Source organism: Pseudomonas sp. DTU12.3 (assembly GCF_004124275.1).
GTDB classification, from domain to species: Bacteria; Pseudomonadota; Gammaproteobacteria; order Pseudomonadales; family Pseudomonadaceae; genus Aquipseudomonas; species Aquipseudomonas helmanticensis.
In genome coordinates this window covers 4,440,999-4,455,856 of record NZ_CP027218.1, presented here as the reverse complement: position 1 = coordinate 4,455,856, position 14,858 = coordinate 4,440,999, and the positions used below count along the sequence as shown (strand labels likewise).

The window sequence follows — 14,858 nt, the reverse complement described above, 5'->3', positions numbered from 1 at the left end:
ATCGCCCGCTGCCCAGGAGTAAGAATGAACACCCTATTCATGCATTGCCGGCCAGGTTTCGAAGGCGAAGTCTGTTCGGAAATTTCCGATCTCGCTGCCCAACTCAACGTGGCCGGTTACGCCAAGGCGAAAGCGGCCACCGCGTGCGCCGAGTTTGTCTGCACCGAAGAAGACGGCGCCGAGCGCCTGATGCGCGGTCAGCGTTTCGCCGAGCTGATCTTCCCGCGCCAATGGGCGCGTGGCGTCTTCATCGATCTGCCGGAAAACGATCGCATCAGCGTGATCCTCGCGCACATGGCGGATTTCCCGGTGTGCGGCAGCCTGTGGCTGGAAGTCGTCGACACCAATGACGGCAAGGAACTGTCGAATTTCTGCAAGAAATTCGAAGGCCCGCTGCGCAAGGCGCTGACCGGCGCCGGCAAACTGGTGGAGGACGCCAGCAAGCCGCGTCTGTTGCTGACATTCAAAAGTGGTCGTGAAGTGTTTCTCGGTATGGCCGATGCCGGTAACTCGGCGATGTGGCCGATGGGCATTCCGCGCCTGAAGTTTCCGCGCGAGGCACCGAGCCGCTCGACCTTGAAGCTGGAAGAGGCGTGGCACCATTTCATCCCGCGTGATCAGTGGGATGATCGCCTGCACAGCGACATGACGGGCGTCGACCTTGGCGCCGCGCCGGGCGGCTGGACCTGGCAACTGGTCAACCGCGGCATGCTGGTGACCGCCATCGACAACGGCCCGATGGCCGAAAGCCTGATGGACACCGGGTTGGTGCAGCATTTGATGGCGGATGGTTTTACCTTCAAACCGCGTCAGCCGGTGGACTGGATGGTCTGCGACATCGTCGAGAAACCGGCGCGCAACGCCGCGATGCTCGAAGAGTGGATCGGCGAGGGGCACTGCCGCGAAGCGGTGGTCAACCTGAAGCTGCCGATGAAACAGCGTTACGCCGAAGTGAAGCGCCTGCTCGAACGCATTGCCGATGGCTTCAAGGCACGCGGGATCAAGGTCGATATCGGCTGCAAGCAGCTCTATCACGATCGCGAGGAAGTGACCTGCCACCTGCGCCGTCACGATATCAAGAAACCAAAATCGCGCTGAAACCCCACAAAACCCTGTGTAGGAGCTGCCGCAGGCTGCGATCTCTTGATCTTGTTTTTGAAGATCAACATCAAAAGATCGCAGCCTGCGGCAGCTCCTACAGGGGGTGTGGCTTAAAGCCGCAGGTGACCGAATACCCGGCAATGCGCGACAATGCCGGCCAGTTTCAGGAGTGAATCATGAGTGAAATGATCGATACCCCGGTCGACGGCACGCTCGATGCCACCGGCCTCAATTGCCCGGAACCGGTGATGATGCTGCATCAGCACATTCGTGACCTGGTGCCCGGTGGCCTGCTCAAGGTGATCGCCACCGACCCGTCGACCCGCCGCGACATTCCCAAGTTCTGTGTGTTTCTCGACCACGAACTGGTGGGCCAGCACGAAGAGGCCGGTACATACCTGTACTGGATCCGCAAGAAACACGCCTGACCTCCAGGCACACGCAAAACCAAATGTGGGAGCGGGCTTGCTCGCGAAAGCGGTGTGTCAGTCACTATAAATGTCGACTGATACACCGCTTTCGCGAGCAAGCCCGCTCCCACATTTTTTGTCCTGCGCCAGGATTTAGCCCGCCGAGCGACTGATCCGAATACGCTTGCGCGCACTGCGCGTCAGGCGGATCGACAACATGAACGCCGCGCAGCTCAAACCAACGATCAAGCCCTGCCACAAGCCGCTCGGGCCGCGTGGCGCGCCGAGCCAATCGGTCAGGCCGAGGGCGTAACCCACCGGCAGGCCGATGCCCCAATACGCGAACAGGGTCAGGATCATCGTCACCCGAGTGTCCTGATAACCACGCAACGCACCTGCGGCGGTAACCTGAATCGCGTCAGAAAACTGGAACAGCGCCGAGTACACAATCAGCATCGCCGCAATGTGAATCACCGTCGGGTCAGCGGTATAGATCGCCGCAATCGGTTCACGCAGCAACAGCATCATGCTCGCCGACAGGCAAGCGTAAGCCAGCGCAGTGCCCATGCCGACGCCGGCCGCAAAACGTGCCTCGCGCGGTTCTTCACGGCCCAGTGCCTGGCCGACGCGCACGGTCACTGCCATGCCCAGCGAATACGGAATCATGAACACCAGCGAGCTGACGTTCAGTGCAATCTGGTGCCCGGCGACCACGGTGGCGCCGAGGCTGCCGATCAGCAGAGCGATCACCGCGAAAATGCTCGACTCGGCAAACACCGCGATGCCAATCGGCAGGCCGATCGCCAGCAGCCGCTTGATTACCGTCCATTGTGGCCAGTCGAAACGGCTGAAAATCTCGCTCGAACGATAGGCCGGGGCCCAGCGCTCATAACCGGCCAGGCCCAGCGCCATCACCCACATGACGATCGCCGTGGCCCAACCGCAACCGACGCCGCCCATGGCCGGCACGCCGAAGTGGCCATAAATGAAGATGTAGTTCAGCGGAATATTCAGCGCCAGACCGCACAGGCCCAGCACCATCGCCGGGCGGGTGCGGCCGATGCCGTCACTGGTGCAGCGCAGCACGTGATAGAACGCTACTGCCGGCAAGCCGCTGGCGATGCCGTGCAGGTACTGCATGCACGGGCCGATCAGTTCGGGATCGACCTTCATCAAGTGCAGCACCGGTTCGGCGGCGACCAGCATCGCGGTCGCAATCAGACCGACCACCAGCGCCAGCCACAATGCCTGACGCACGATTGGGCCGATTTCGCTGTGGGTGCCGGCGCCGAAACGCTGGGCGACTTTCGGTGTGGTTGCCAGCAACGTGCCGGTCATCAACAGAAACACCGGCACCCAGATCGAGTTGCCCAGTGCCACTGCTGCAAGATCTTTTGGCCCTACGCGCCCGGCCATCACCGCATCGACGAAGCCCATGGCCGTGGTCGCCAGCTGCGCGATGATGATCGGCAGCGCGAGGGCGAGCAGGTTCTTGAACTCCAGTCGAATCCGCGCAGGGCGGGTCAGGGAGACGGCGACAGGTTGGTCAGTTACAGAATTCACAGGCAAAGCGTCCACAGAGATTGATGCGCAGGGCGGCGCATTCTACGCCGCTGACGCCTTGGTCAGGAAAAATCCTCTGTTGCGGATTTGTAAACTGTGGGAGCTGCCGCAGGCTGCGATCTTTTTGCTGGTGATTGTTAAAAACAAGATCAAAAGATCGCAGCCTGCGGCAGCTCCTACAGTTAGACTGCCGATTCGCCAAAGGAGCCCCCTATGCTGATTGTTGCCGACGAAAATATTCCGCTGCTCGATGCTTTTTTTGCCGGTTTCGGCGAGATTCGCCGGGTGCCGGGCCGTTCCATCGACCGTGCGACGGTCGAGCAGGCCGACGTGTTGCTGGTGCGTTCGGTGACCAACGTCAACCGCGCATTGCTCGAAGGCAGCAAGGTGCGCTTTGTCGGGACCTGCACCATCGGTACTGATCATCTGGATCTCGACTATTTCAGCGAGGCGGGTATCACCTGGTCCAGCGCCCCCGGCTGCAATGCCCGGGGCGTGGTCGATTATGTGCTGGGCAGCCTGATGACCCTCGCTGAAATCGAGGGTGTCGATCTGCCCCGGCGTACTTTCGGCGTTGTCGGTGCCGGCGAAGTGGGCGGTCGACTGATCAAGGTTTTGAAGGGCCTGGGCTGGAACGTAAAAGTCTGCGATCCGCCGCGTCAGGCTGCCGAGAGCGGCGATTACGTCAGCCTCGAACAGATCATCGAGCAGTGCGATGTGATCAGCCTGCACACGCCGTTGACGCGCAACGGCGATGGCGCCACCTGGCATCTGTTCGATCAGCAGCGCTTGCAGCAACTCAAGCCCGGCGCGTGGTTGATCAACGCGGCGCGTGGTCCGGTAGTGGATAACGCCGCGCTGCGCAATGTGCTGCTGGAGCGTGAAGACCTGCAAGCAGTGCTCGATGTCTGGGAAGCCGAGCCGGAAGTCGATGTCGCACTGGCTGAACTCTGTGTGTTGGCGACTCCGCACATTGCCGGATACAGCCTCGACGGCAAACAGCGCGGGACGGCGCAGATCTATCAGGCGTACTGCGAATTCATCGGGCAACCCGCGAGTATCCAGCTCAGTGACTTGCTGCCGGCGCCGTGGTTGTCGGCAGTTTCCCTGCATGCCGACAGCGATCCAGCCTGGGCGCTGGCGATGTTGTGCCGAGGCGTGTACGACCCGCGCCGCGATGATGCGGATTTTCGTCGCAGTCTTGTAGGCAATGTCGGCGAGCAGCGTGCGGCGTTCGATGTGTTGCGCAAGCAGTATCCGGTGCGTCGTGAGATTGAAGGACTGAAGGTGCGGATTGAAGGGGAGTCGCCAGAGTTGCAGCAGATTGTGGCGGCGCTGGGTGCAATCGCAATCCCGTAACCACACAACCCCGTGTAGGAGCTGCCGAAGGCTGCGATCTTTTGATGTTGTTTTTTACAAGCAAGATCAAAAGATCGCAGCCTTCGGCAGCTCCTACACGGTTACTCGGCGAATTACGGACAGAAAAAACCCGGCCAAAAAGAGCCGGGTCAGGAAGACGGTGGCTATATCACTTTTCTTCGGCAGGCTTGACCAATCGCTTTTCCAGTTCGCGGCAAGCGTCCTGGATCATGTCTTCAGTGATCGGTACTTCGCGCCCATCCTTATCGATAATCGAGCAACCCAGAGGCTGGCCGGGCTTGGTGCGGATCACTTCAATCTTGTCATCGCTGCTGTGTTGCAAGGACATGGCCTGTCTCCTCATCAGGTTGTACGCCTACGTTAAAACCGCCACGTGACCGGGCTGTGACAACTCCCTGCGGTCTGTCGGTGGTGGCAACTCCACTCAACCAGAAATGACCGCTCGTCTCAACCCGGACATTAGACCAATAGCAACTATGGCCTAGTCTTTGGGGGCATATTTAACCTGACTCATTGTGATTTACAGAGTTCCACCCCATAGAAGGTTTACGCTAATCCTTTCATCAACACGGATGTGTACCTGAATGACCCCGAAGCTTTCCTCAAGGCACCGTCGCGCCTTGCGCCTGACCAGTCGATTTCTGGCCCCTTACCGCTGGCAAGTCATCGGTGCGCTGCTGGCGTTGATTGTCACCGCTGCCGTCACTTTGTCGATGGGGCAGGGGATCAAGCTGCTGGTCGACCGCGGATTCATGACCCAGTCGCCGCACCAGCTCAACCAGAGCATCGGCATCTTCATGTTGATGGTGTTGGGCCTGGCGGTGGGCACGTTCGCGCGATTTTACTGGGTGTCGTGGATTGGCGAGCGCTGCGTCGCGGATATTCGCCGCGAGGTGTTCAACCATCTGGTGTATCTGCACCCCGGCTTCTACGAGAACAACCGTAGTTCGGAGATTCAGTCGCGGCTGACGGCCGATACCACCTTGCTGCAATCGGTGATCGGCTCGTCGCTGTCGATGTTCCTGCGCAATTTGTTGATGGTCATCGGCGGCGTCATTCTGCTGTTCGTCACCAATGCCAAACTCACCAGCATCGTGGTGATTGCCTTGCCGTTCGTGGTCGCCCCGATCCTGATTTTCGGCCGGCGGGTGCGCAATCTTTCGCGGTTGAGCCAGGATAGGGTCGCCGATATCGGCAGCTATGTCTCCGAAACCCTTGGCCAGATCAAAACCGTGCAGGCCTACAACCATCAGGTTCAGGACGAGCGGCGTTTTGCGGCAACGGTCGAGGAGGCTTTCGACACCGCGCGCAAACGCATCTTCCAGCGCTCGTGGATGATCACCATGGTGATTGTGCTGGTGCTGGGCGCCGTGGCGGTGATGTTGTGGGTCGGTGGCATGGACGTGATCGCCGGGCGCATCACCGGGGGTGAACTGGCTGCGTTTGTCTTTTACAGCCTCATCGTCGGTAGCGCCATTGGCACCCTGAGCGAGGTCATCGGCGAATTGCAGCGTGCTGCAGGCGCGGCGGAGCGAATTGCGGAGCTGCTTGGTTCGCAAAATATCATCCAGCCGCCAAGCACGGGGCTGATGACCCTGCCGGAGCGCGTCAGAGGCGAACTGCAATTGCAGGATGTGCGCTTCTCCTATCCGTCGCGCCCGGAAAGCTATGCGGTAAACGGCCTGAATCTGACCATCAGGCCCGGTGAAACACTGGCATTGGTGGGGCCGTCCGGCGCTGGCAAGTCCACAGTCTATGATCTGTTGCTGCGTTTTTACGACCCCCAGGAAGGGCAGATTCTCATTGATGGAGTGCTGCTGACCCGCCTCGATCCGCTGGATCTGCGCCGCCACTTTGCTTTGGTATCACAATCGCCGGCGCTGTTTTTCGGCAGCGTTGAAGAGAATATTCGCTACGGCAATCCAGAGGCGACGCTGGCGCAAGTCATGGACGCCGCGAAAATTGCGCATGCCCACGACTTCATCGAAAAAATGCCCAACGGCTACCAGACTCATCTGGGCGACGGCGGCCTGGGACTCTCGGGCGGCCAGCGCCAACGCCTGGCGATAGCCCGCGCGTTGCTGGTTGACGCACCGATCCTGCTACTCGACGAAGCCACCAGCGCCCTCGATGCACAGAGCGAACACCTGATTCAGGAAGCCCTGCCGAGCCTGATGCAAAACCGCACCACGCTGGTGATTGCACATCGTCTGGCGACGGTGAAAAACGCTGACCGCATCGCGGTGATGGATCAGGGCCAACTCGTCGCGATTGGCACCCATCAGGAGCTGATTGCGAGCAATCCGCTGTATGCGCGGCTGGCGGCGTTGCAGTTCAATGATGGCAAAGTCACGGCTGATCAACACTGATGGGCAGTGCTCGCATCGGGCATGAGTCGCTAGCGGTCGGTCAGCTATAGGCACCTGTAGGAGCTGCCGAAGGCTGCGATCTTTTGATCTAAAAATGCCCGCATGAAAATGCGGGCATTTTATTTGGAGCAAGATCAAAAGATCGCAGCCGGCGGCAGCTTCTACAGGTCATTGGTCGTCGAAGTAGCGCTCATGCCAATCCACCAGCGGTTGCGGCGAGTTGAGCTTCTGACCGTAGATCACCGAGTACGACAGCACGTTCTGCACGTACTGACGGGTTTCGTCGAACGGGATGCTTTCCACCCAGACGTCGAAGCTCAGGTGATCGGCGCCACGTAGCCATTGGCGCACGCGACCGGGGCCAGCGTTGTAGGCGGCGGAGGCGAGCACGCGGTTGCCGTTGAACTGGCTGTGCACCTGGCTCAGGTAAGCGGCGCCGAGCTGGATGTTCTTGTCCGGATCGAGCACTTGTTGGGGCGAGGCCAGTGGAATGCTGAACTTGCGCGCGGTTTCCTTGGCGGTGCCGGGCATCAGTTGCATCAGGCCGCTGGCGCCGACGCCGGAGCGGGCATCATCCATGAACGCGCTTTCCTGACGGGTGATGGCAAACACCCAGCTCGAGTGCAGGCCGCGAACCTTGGCTTCACGCACCAGGGTGTCGCGATGGGCCATCGGGAAACGAATATCCAGGTCGTCCCAATACTGCGCCTGGCTGATGGTGCGGATCGCCGGGAAGTACCATTTCAGGTCATAGGCCAGTTTGGCTTGGGCGACCATTTCGTCGCGGTTGAAATGACGGCTGACGTGATACCACTCGCGGCGACCGTCGACGATCTGCCCGCGCGCGTGGAATTCCAGCGCACGACGTACGCCCGGTGTATTACGCACTTTGTTGATGGTTGCCTGGCTGAGAACCAGCGGTTTGTTCACCAGCGAGTAAGGCGACTGGGAACGGTCGGCAGCGAGAAAGCCGTAGAAATCACGTTCGCGCGCAAGGCTCTTGTACAGCGTCTGCGCTTCCGGGTTCTGCGGCTGTGCGAGTTCGAGGCTGCGCGCCTGCCAGTAGCGCCAACGGTTGGTGGTGGCGAGGTCTTGCGGCAGCCGTTTGGTCAGTTGATAAGCGTCGTCCCAACGGGCCAGACGCAACAACAGGCGCAGGCGCCATTCGGAAACCGTGTTATCACGCAGCTCCGGGTCGTATTTGGTCATTACGTCCAGCGCGCGGCTGTCGAAACGCCGAGCCAGAGTCAGGCCAATTTCCCGGGCAATCGCGACTTTTTCATCGCGGGAGAAATGCATGCTGCTGGCGTAACCGTCGAGCAGGGCCATGGCCTTGTCCGGATCCTGACGGGCGAGGCGGCGCAGGCCGAGGCTGACCACGTCGGACATTGGTTCGTCGGCCGGGGTGAAGCGCGACGGCTGGTTGAGCAACTCGGGTTTCTGCGCTACATCGACCAGCAAGCGGCCGCGCGGGGCGAGGGTGGTCAGGCCGTTGACCAGGCTGTTGGCCAGCGGATAGTTGCGCGCCTGAGCGGCGAGTTTGGTGCGCTCCCAGCGTTTCTGTTCGGTGAGCTGGCCATCAGCGGCCCAAATGCCGAACAGCGCGTCACACGCGGCGGGCTGCGATTTACCGGTCAGCCAGAGCTTTTCGGTGTTGGCGTAACCCTCGGCTTTCTTGTCGTGGGTGATCTGGTACTGCGCATTCAGGCAGTCCAGTTCGGTGAAGTTGAGTTTCGGGTCGTAATACTTGACGAAAGTTGCCCAGTCGCCACGGTCGGCGAGCCAGCGCAACCAGCGCAGCTTCATCCAGTTGGCCTGGGGCAGGTCACCGTGTTCGGCGAGAAATTTCTCGATTTCCGGATTGCTCGCGGACTTCAGGCGCGCGGTCAGCTCGTCGTAAGCCAGGTACGGCTCCAGCGGATAATCGGCCAAGGCCTGGCTGTAACGGAAATACGGGCCGGTATCGCCTTTGGCCAGCGCGCGCTTGGCTTCATCGTAATACTGGCGTTGGGTGGACAGGTCCACCGCCTGGGCGGATTGAACGGCAGCGGCGGTAAGTAGCAAACAGGACAAAACACTGAAAAGGCGACTGCGCATGAGACATCCGGGCAGAGAAATCATGACAAGTACCGACCTCGGTCAGCACTGAATTGTCTGTAGCTTAGCCTTTTGCCAGCAAGGGGCGAAAGCTTTGCCGGCCTTGCAGCACAAGTTCGCAACAAATGTTGTGCAGAGTGCTTCGACAGACAAATTGCCGGCCTGCTCAAGCCCTAACTCAGGTAGAATGCGCGCCCGGTTTTTGGAGAAGCTCATGACCCTGCTCAAATTCAGCGATGTGTCCCTTGCGTTCGGCGCTATGCCGTTGTTGGACAAGGTGTCCTGGCAGATCGCCCGTGGTGAGCGGGTGTGCATCATCGGCCGCAACGGCACTGGCAAGTCCAGCATGATGAAACTGGTCAAGGGCGACCAGAAGCCCGATGACGGCTCGGTGTGGCGTGCCCCCGGTCTGAAAATCGGCGAGCTGCCGCAGGAATTGCCAGTGGCCGACGATCGGACGGTGTTCGACGTGGTCGCTGAAGGCCTTGATGGCGTGGGCGCGTTGCTCGCCGAGTACCATCACCTGGCGCAAAACTGCGTCACTGAAGAAGACCTGAACAAGCTGATGCACGTTCAGCAAGACCTCGAAGCCCGTGACGGCTGGCGCTTGCAGACTCTGGTCGACAGCACTCTGAGCCGCCTGCAACTGCCGGCCGACAAGACCCTCGCCCAGTTGTCTGGCGGCTGGCGCCGTCGCGTGCTGCTGGCACAGGCGCTGGTGTCCGAGCCGGATCTGCTGCTGCTCGACGAACCAACCAACCACCTCGACATCGGTGCGATTGCCTGGCTCGAAGAAGCGTTGAAAGACTTCCAGGGCGCTGTGCTGTTCATCACGCACGACCGTTCCTTCCTGCAAAACCTTGCCACGCGCATCCTCGAACTGGACCGCGGCGGCCTGATCGACTGGAACGGCGACTACGCCAGTTTCCTCGTGCATAAAGAAGCTGCGCTGGCCGCGGAAGAAACCGCCAACGCGCTGTTCGACAAGAAACTGGCCCAGGAAGAAGTCTGGATTCGCCAGGGCATCAAGGCGCGCCGCACCCGTAACGAAGGCCGCGTCCGCGCGCTGAAAGCCCTGCGCGTTGAGCGTAGCGAGCGTCGCGAGCGCACCGGCAAAGCCAACATTCAGCTGGACACTGCCGACAAGTCCGGCAAGCAGGTGATGGTGCTCGAGAATGTGAGTTTCGCTCACCCGGGCGGCCCGTTCCTGATCAAGGATTTCTCGATGGTGCTGACGCGCGGCGACCGTATTGGTCTGCTCGGCGCTAACGGTACCGGCAAGACCACTCTGCTGAAACTGATGCTCAGCGGTCTGCAACCGACCAGCGGCAAAGTGGAAGAGGGCACGCGCATCGACGTGGCCTACTTCGACCAGTTGCGTCATCAGCTCGATCTGGAAAAAACCGTGATCGATAACGTCGCCGAAGGTCGCGACTTCATCGATATCGACGGCCAGAGCCGCCACGTCCTCAGCTACCTCGGCGACTTCCTGTTCAGCCCGCAGCGTGCCCGCACGCCGGTCAAGGCGCTGTCGGGTGGTGAGCGTGCGCGTCTGTTGCTGGCCAAGTTGTTCAGCAAGCCAGCAAACCTGCTGGTCCTCGACGAACCGACCAACGACCTCGACGTGGAAACGCTGGAGTTGCTTGAAGAAGTGCTGCTGACTTTCAACGGCACTGTGCTGATGGTCAGTCACGACCGGGCATTCCTCGACAACGTGGTGACCAGCACGCTGGTCTTCGAAGGCGAAGGCAAGGTCCGTGAGTACGTCGGCGGCTATCAGGACTGGATCCGTCAGGGCGGTTCGCCGCGCCTGCTGGGCGTGACTGAAAGCAAATCCGGTAAGGCTGACCTGAATTCGGCTGTAGTGACCGCTGAGCCGGCTGTGGTGGCTGAACCTGCCGTTGCCGCCCCGGCGGCCAAAAAGAAGCTGAGCTACAAGCTGCAGCGCGAGCTGGAAGCGTTGCCGGGTGACATCGATGCCAAGGAACAGCAGATCGCTGCCGTGGAGGCCGAAATGGCTGACGCCGGCTTCTATCAGCGTCCTGCGGCAGAAACGGCCAAGGTGATTGCATCGCTTGAGCAGTTGCAGGCTGAACTGGATGCGTTGATGGAGCGTTGGGCCGAGCTGGATGCCTGATTGATCCGGCAATAAAAAAGCCCGGCCTCATTTGCGTGAGGCCGGGCTTTTTGTAGGAGCTGCCGAAGGCTGCGATCTTTTGACTTTGTTTTAAAAGAACAAGATCAAAAGATCGCAGCCTTCGGCAGCTCCTACACGGGTTAGCGTTTGACCAGGTGGACAGCGAGCACATCGCACGGCGCGCCGTGCAGTACGTCATTGGCAGTCGAGCCGAGCAACAGCGCCAGACCATGACGACCATGGCTGCCAACCACAATCAGATCGCATTGCTGTTCTTTGGCGAAGTGGTGGATTTCCTGACGTGGCTGGCCGTAGGTCAGGTGGCAGTTGGCGCCTTCGAGCTCGGAGTACTTGAGCTTCAGGCGCTCCAGGCGTTCCTTGGCCTGATCGAACTGCTGTTGTTGCAGTTGTGACAGATCCATCGGCACGTCGCCGCCGAATGCCATGGCCATCGGCTCGACGATATGCACCAGCGACAGCTTGGCGCCGTTGCTCACCGACAGCTCGCGGGCGCGGTGGATCACAGGGTCGCACTCTTCAGTCAGATCTACGGCGACCAGGATATGGGTGTAGGGCATGAGGTGCTCCTCGTGACGGTTCAATATTGGTAAGTATGGCTGGTTTCAAGCGCATTGGTTCCAAAGTGACACAATGCGCTCATCAAAAAACGGGAGTACTGATATGACGGTCTGGTTGGTGGTGTCAATCCTGCTGGTGGTTTTGAGTCCGCTGGCATGGTTGCGTCCATCGCGTGCGCAAAGTGGCCGAATCGCCCTGCGCATGGAGGCGCGGCGCATTGGCCTGGCCATGCAACTGGCGCCTCAGGAGTGGCCGCACTGGCTGGCGCAAGAGCCGCCGAGTCCGTGCGCGCAGTACCATCGACCGCGCCGCAGCAGTAAACCGCTGTGCTGGACCTACTGGCAGAAATCACCGGGCGTGTGGGTCAATCAGTGGCAGGAAATCTGTGAGGATCGGGCGCTGCTCAATCATTTCGAGAAGTTGCCGGACAACGTCTTCAAGATCGAGGCCGACAAGCAGATGATCGCCTTGTATTGGGGCGAGAAAGGCGAAGCGACAGTGCTGTTGGATATCGACGCGACACTGAAAGCTCTGGCATGACGCGCGGATTTTTCCCACTGCAACGGTGGGGAACGTCCGGCAGACGCGCAATAAAAAGCCCGACATGATTCATCGGGCTGGGTTGGCCAGGCAGGCCGGTAAACTTTTCCACTGATCAGGCTTCGAATGATCGGTGCCTTTCCCTGTAGTCCAGCCAGCGTAGCCCGTTAAACAAGGCTCGACGCGAATTAGGGCGAATTTTCTAACTATTGATTCTATGAATGGCTTTGCATGCAGGCGCGTGTTGCAGGTCTGCGTGTTACGGAAATGACCGCAAAGTCGTATTTCAACCCGTATTTTGGGCGATTGACAATTGTCGGAAATTCCGTGAAGGTGACGTACCCAAATCAAACGGGCGTATGAATTGAGCGTTTGTCTTACTGACCGCTCCTACAGAATCCCGACTATCGCGTTGGCGGGTGTGCCGGGTGGATTGGCGTTAGCATCGACGAAAAAGCGTCCTGCCGAGCCATTCGCCTGCGTCCGACGTGTACTGTTCAGCTTCCATATCGTGGAGATCAGTTGATGATTTACGAAGGTAAAGCCATCACGGTTAAAGCTCTTGAAAGTGGCATCGTCGAATTGAAATTCGACCTCAAGGGTGAGTCCGTCAACAAGTTCAACCGTCTAACCCTGAACGAACTGCGTCAGGCCGTAGACACCATCAAGGCAGATGCTTCGATCAAGGGCGTGATCGTCAGCAGTGGCAAGGACGTCTTCATCGTCGGCGCCGACATCACCGAATTTGTCGAGAACTTCAAGCTGCCGGATGCCGAGCTGGTTGCTGGCAATCTCGAAGCCAACAAGATCTTCAGCGATTTCGAAGACCTCAACGTTCCAACCGTAGCGGCCATCAACGGCATCGCCCTGGGCGGCGGTCTGGAAATGTGCCTCGCAGCTGACTATCGCGTCATGTCCACCAAGGCCAAGATCGGTCTGCCGGAAGTCAAACTGGGGATCTACCCGGGCTTCGGCGGCACCGTGCGTCTGCCGCGCCTGATCGGTGTCGACAACGCTATCGAGTGGATTGCCTCCGGCAAGGAAAACCGTCCTGAAGACGCGCTAAAAGTAAGCGCCGTCGACGCTGTGGTTGCTCCAGAGAAGTTGCAGGAAGCTGCCCTTGAACTGATCAAGCGCGCCATCTCCGGCGAGTTCGATTACAAGGCCAAGCGTCAGCCGAAACTTGAAAAAATCAAGTTGAACGCCATTGAACAAATGATGGCTTTCGAAACCGCCAAAGGTTTCGTCGCAGGGCAAGCTGGCCCGAACTACCCGGCGCCGGTTGAAGCGATCAAGACCATCCAGAAAGCCGCGAACTTCGGTCGTGACAAGGCGCTGGAAGTGGAAGCCGCCGGTTTCGTCAAACTGGCCAAGACCTCTGCCGCGCAGAGCTTGATCGGTCTGTTCCTGAACGACCAGGAACTGAAGAAAAAGGCCAAGGCCTACGACGAAATCGCCAAAGACGTGAAGCAGGCTGCCGTACTCGGCGCCGGCATCATGGGTGGTGGTATCGCTTATCAGTCGGCTTCCAAAGGCACGCCGATCCTGATGAAGGACATCAACGAGCACGGTATCGAGCAGGGTCTGGCCGAAGCCGCCAAACTGCTGGTTGGCCGCGTTGATAAAGGTCGCATGACCGCCGCGAAAATGGCTGAAGTGCTCAACGCCATTCGTCCAACCCTGTCCTACGGCGACTTCGGTCACGTTGATCTGGTGGTCGAAGCTGTCGTCGAGAACCCGAAGGTCAAGCAAGCCGTATTGGCGGAAGTTGAAGGCCAGGTCAAAGAGGACACCATCCTCGCGTCCAACACTTCGACCATTTCCATCAGCCTGCTGGCGAAAGCCCTCAAGCGTCCGGAAAACTTCGTCGGCATGCACTTCTTCAACCCGGTGCACATGATGCCGCTGGTGGAAGTGATCCGTGGCGAGAAGTCGAGTGAGCTGGCGGTTGCCACCACCGTTGCCTACGCCAAGAAAATGGGCAAGAACCCGATCGTCGTCAACGACTGCCCGGGCTTCCTGGTCAACCGCGTACTGTTCCCGTACTTCGGCGGTTTCGCCAAGCTGGTCAGCGCCGGTGTGGACTTCGTCCGTATCGACAAGGTCATGGAAAAATTCGGCTGGCCGATGGGCCCGGCGTACCTGATGGACGTGGTCGGCATCGACACCGGTCACCACGGTCGTGACGTGATGGCTGAAGGTTTCCCGGACCGCATGAAGGATGACCGTCGTTCGGCCATTGACGTACTGTACGAAGCCAAGCGCCTGGGTCAGAAGAACGGCAAGGGCTTCTACGCCTACGAGGCCGACAAGAAAGGCAAGCAGAAGAAAGTCGCCGATCCGTCGGTACTCGAAGTGCTCAAGCCGATCGTTTACGAGCAGCGCGAAGTCACTGACGAAGACATCATCAACTGGATGATGATCCCGCTGTGCCTGGAAACCGTGCGTTGCCTGGAAGACGGCATCGTTGAAACCGCCGCTGAAGCCGACATGGGTCTGGTCTACGGTATCGGTTTCCCTCCATTCCGTGGCGGTGCGCTGCGCTACATCGACTCGATCGGTGTTGCCGAGTTCGTTGCCCTGGCTGACCAGTACGCTGATTTGGGCGCGCTGTACCACCCGACCGCGAAACTGCGTGAAATGGCCAAAACCGGCCAACGGTTCTTCGGTTAAGCGTCCCAA

11 protein-coding genes are annotated in these 14,858 nt (G+C 59.5%); 7 read left to right on the top strand and 4 right to left on the bottom strand.

Annotation, left to right across the window (positions count from 1 at the left end; genetic code table 11):
* The first annotated feature begins 24 nt into the window (after window positions 1-24).
* Window positions 25-1,098, top strand: a complete 1,074-nt coding sequence (gene rlmM / locus C2E19_RS20355) for a 23S rRNA (cytidine(2498)-2'-O)-methyltransferase RlmM (protein ID WP_129394807.1) — start codon at window positions 25-27, stop codon at window positions 1,096-1,098.
* A gap of 179 nt (window positions 1,099-1,277) precedes the next feature.
* Window positions 1,278-1,529, top strand: a complete 252-nt coding sequence (tusA, locus tag C2E19_RS20345; protein WP_025111044.1) for a sulfurtransferase TusA — start codon at window positions 1,278-1,280, stop codon at window positions 1,527-1,529.
* A gap of 135 nt (window positions 1,530-1,664) precedes the next feature.
* On the opposite strand, the gene C2E19_RS20340 is transcribed toward tusA, so the two are convergent.
* Window positions 1,665-3,074, bottom strand: a complete 1,410-nt coding sequence (locus C2E19_RS20340; protein WP_129394806.1) for an MATE family efflux transporter — start codon at window positions 3,072-3,074, stop codon at window positions 1,665-1,667.
* A gap of 213 nt (window positions 3,075-3,287) precedes the next feature.
* Here C2E19_RS20340 and pdxB point away from each other — a divergent pair, with 213 nt between their 5' ends.
* The gene (gene pdxB, locus C2E19_RS20335) at window positions 3,288-4,433 is read left to right on the top strand and encodes a 4-phosphoerythronate dehydrogenase PdxB (RefSeq protein ID WP_129394805.1); all 1,146 of its coding nucleotides are present in this window, start codon (window positions 3,288-3,290) and stop codon (window positions 4,431-4,433) included.
* Between the two features lie 169 nt (window positions 4,434-4,602).
* On the opposite strand, the gene C2E19_RS20325 is transcribed toward pdxB, so the two are convergent.
* A complete protein-coding gene (locus tag C2E19_RS20325; protein ID WP_129394804.1) occupies window positions 4,603-4,782 on the bottom strand; it encodes a PA1571 family protein in 180 nt (59 codons plus the stop codon).
* Between the two features lie 256 nt (window positions 4,783-5,038).
* Here C2E19_RS20325 and C2E19_RS20320 point away from each other — a divergent pair, with 256 nt between their 5' ends.
* The gene (locus tag C2E19_RS20320; protein WP_129394803.1) at window positions 5,039-6,823 is read left to right on the top strand and encodes an ABC transporter transmembrane domain-containing protein; all 1,785 of its coding nucleotides are present in this window, start codon (window positions 5,039-5,041) and stop codon (window positions 6,821-6,823) included.
* 168 nt (window positions 6,824-6,991) lie between these two features.
* On the opposite strand, the gene C2E19_RS20315 is transcribed toward C2E19_RS20320, so the two are convergent.
* On the bottom strand, window positions 6,992-8,920 hold the full coding sequence (locus tag C2E19_RS20315; protein ID WP_129394802.1) for a transglycosylase SLT domain-containing protein: 1,929 nt from the start codon (window positions 8,918-8,920) through the stop codon (window positions 6,992-6,994).
* A gap of 214 nt (window positions 8,921-9,134) precedes the next feature.
* Between C2E19_RS20315 and C2E19_RS20310 the strand changes: the two genes are divergently transcribed.
* Entirely contained in the window at window positions 9,135-11,057 is a 1,923-nt protein-coding gene (locus C2E19_RS20310; protein WP_129394801.1) for an ATP-binding cassette domain-containing protein, read from the top strand.
* A gap of 140 nt (window positions 11,058-11,197) precedes the next feature.
* Here the strand turns inward: C2E19_RS20310 and C2E19_RS20300 are convergent, their stop codons facing one another.
* Window positions 11,198-11,635, bottom strand: a complete 438-nt coding sequence (locus tag C2E19_RS20300; RefSeq protein ID WP_053122097.1) for a universal stress protein — start codon at window positions 11,633-11,635, stop codon at window positions 11,198-11,200.
* A gap of 103 nt (window positions 11,636-11,738) precedes the next feature.
* On the opposite strand from C2E19_RS20300, the gene C2E19_RS20295 reads away from it, so the two are divergent.
* Window positions 11,739-12,176 (top strand): hypothetical protein, encoded by a 438-nt coding sequence (locus C2E19_RS20295; protein ID WP_129394800.1) that lies wholly within the window; start codon window positions 11,739-11,741, stop codon window positions 12,174-12,176.
* Between the two features lie 525 nt (window positions 12,177-12,701).
* Window positions 12,702-14,849 (top strand): fatty acid oxidation complex subunit alpha FadB, encoded by a 2,148-nt coding sequence (fadB, locus tag C2E19_RS20285; protein ID WP_129394799.1) that lies wholly within the window; start codon window positions 12,702-12,704, stop codon window positions 14,847-14,849.
* Window positions 14,850-14,858 lie beyond the last annotated feature (9 nt).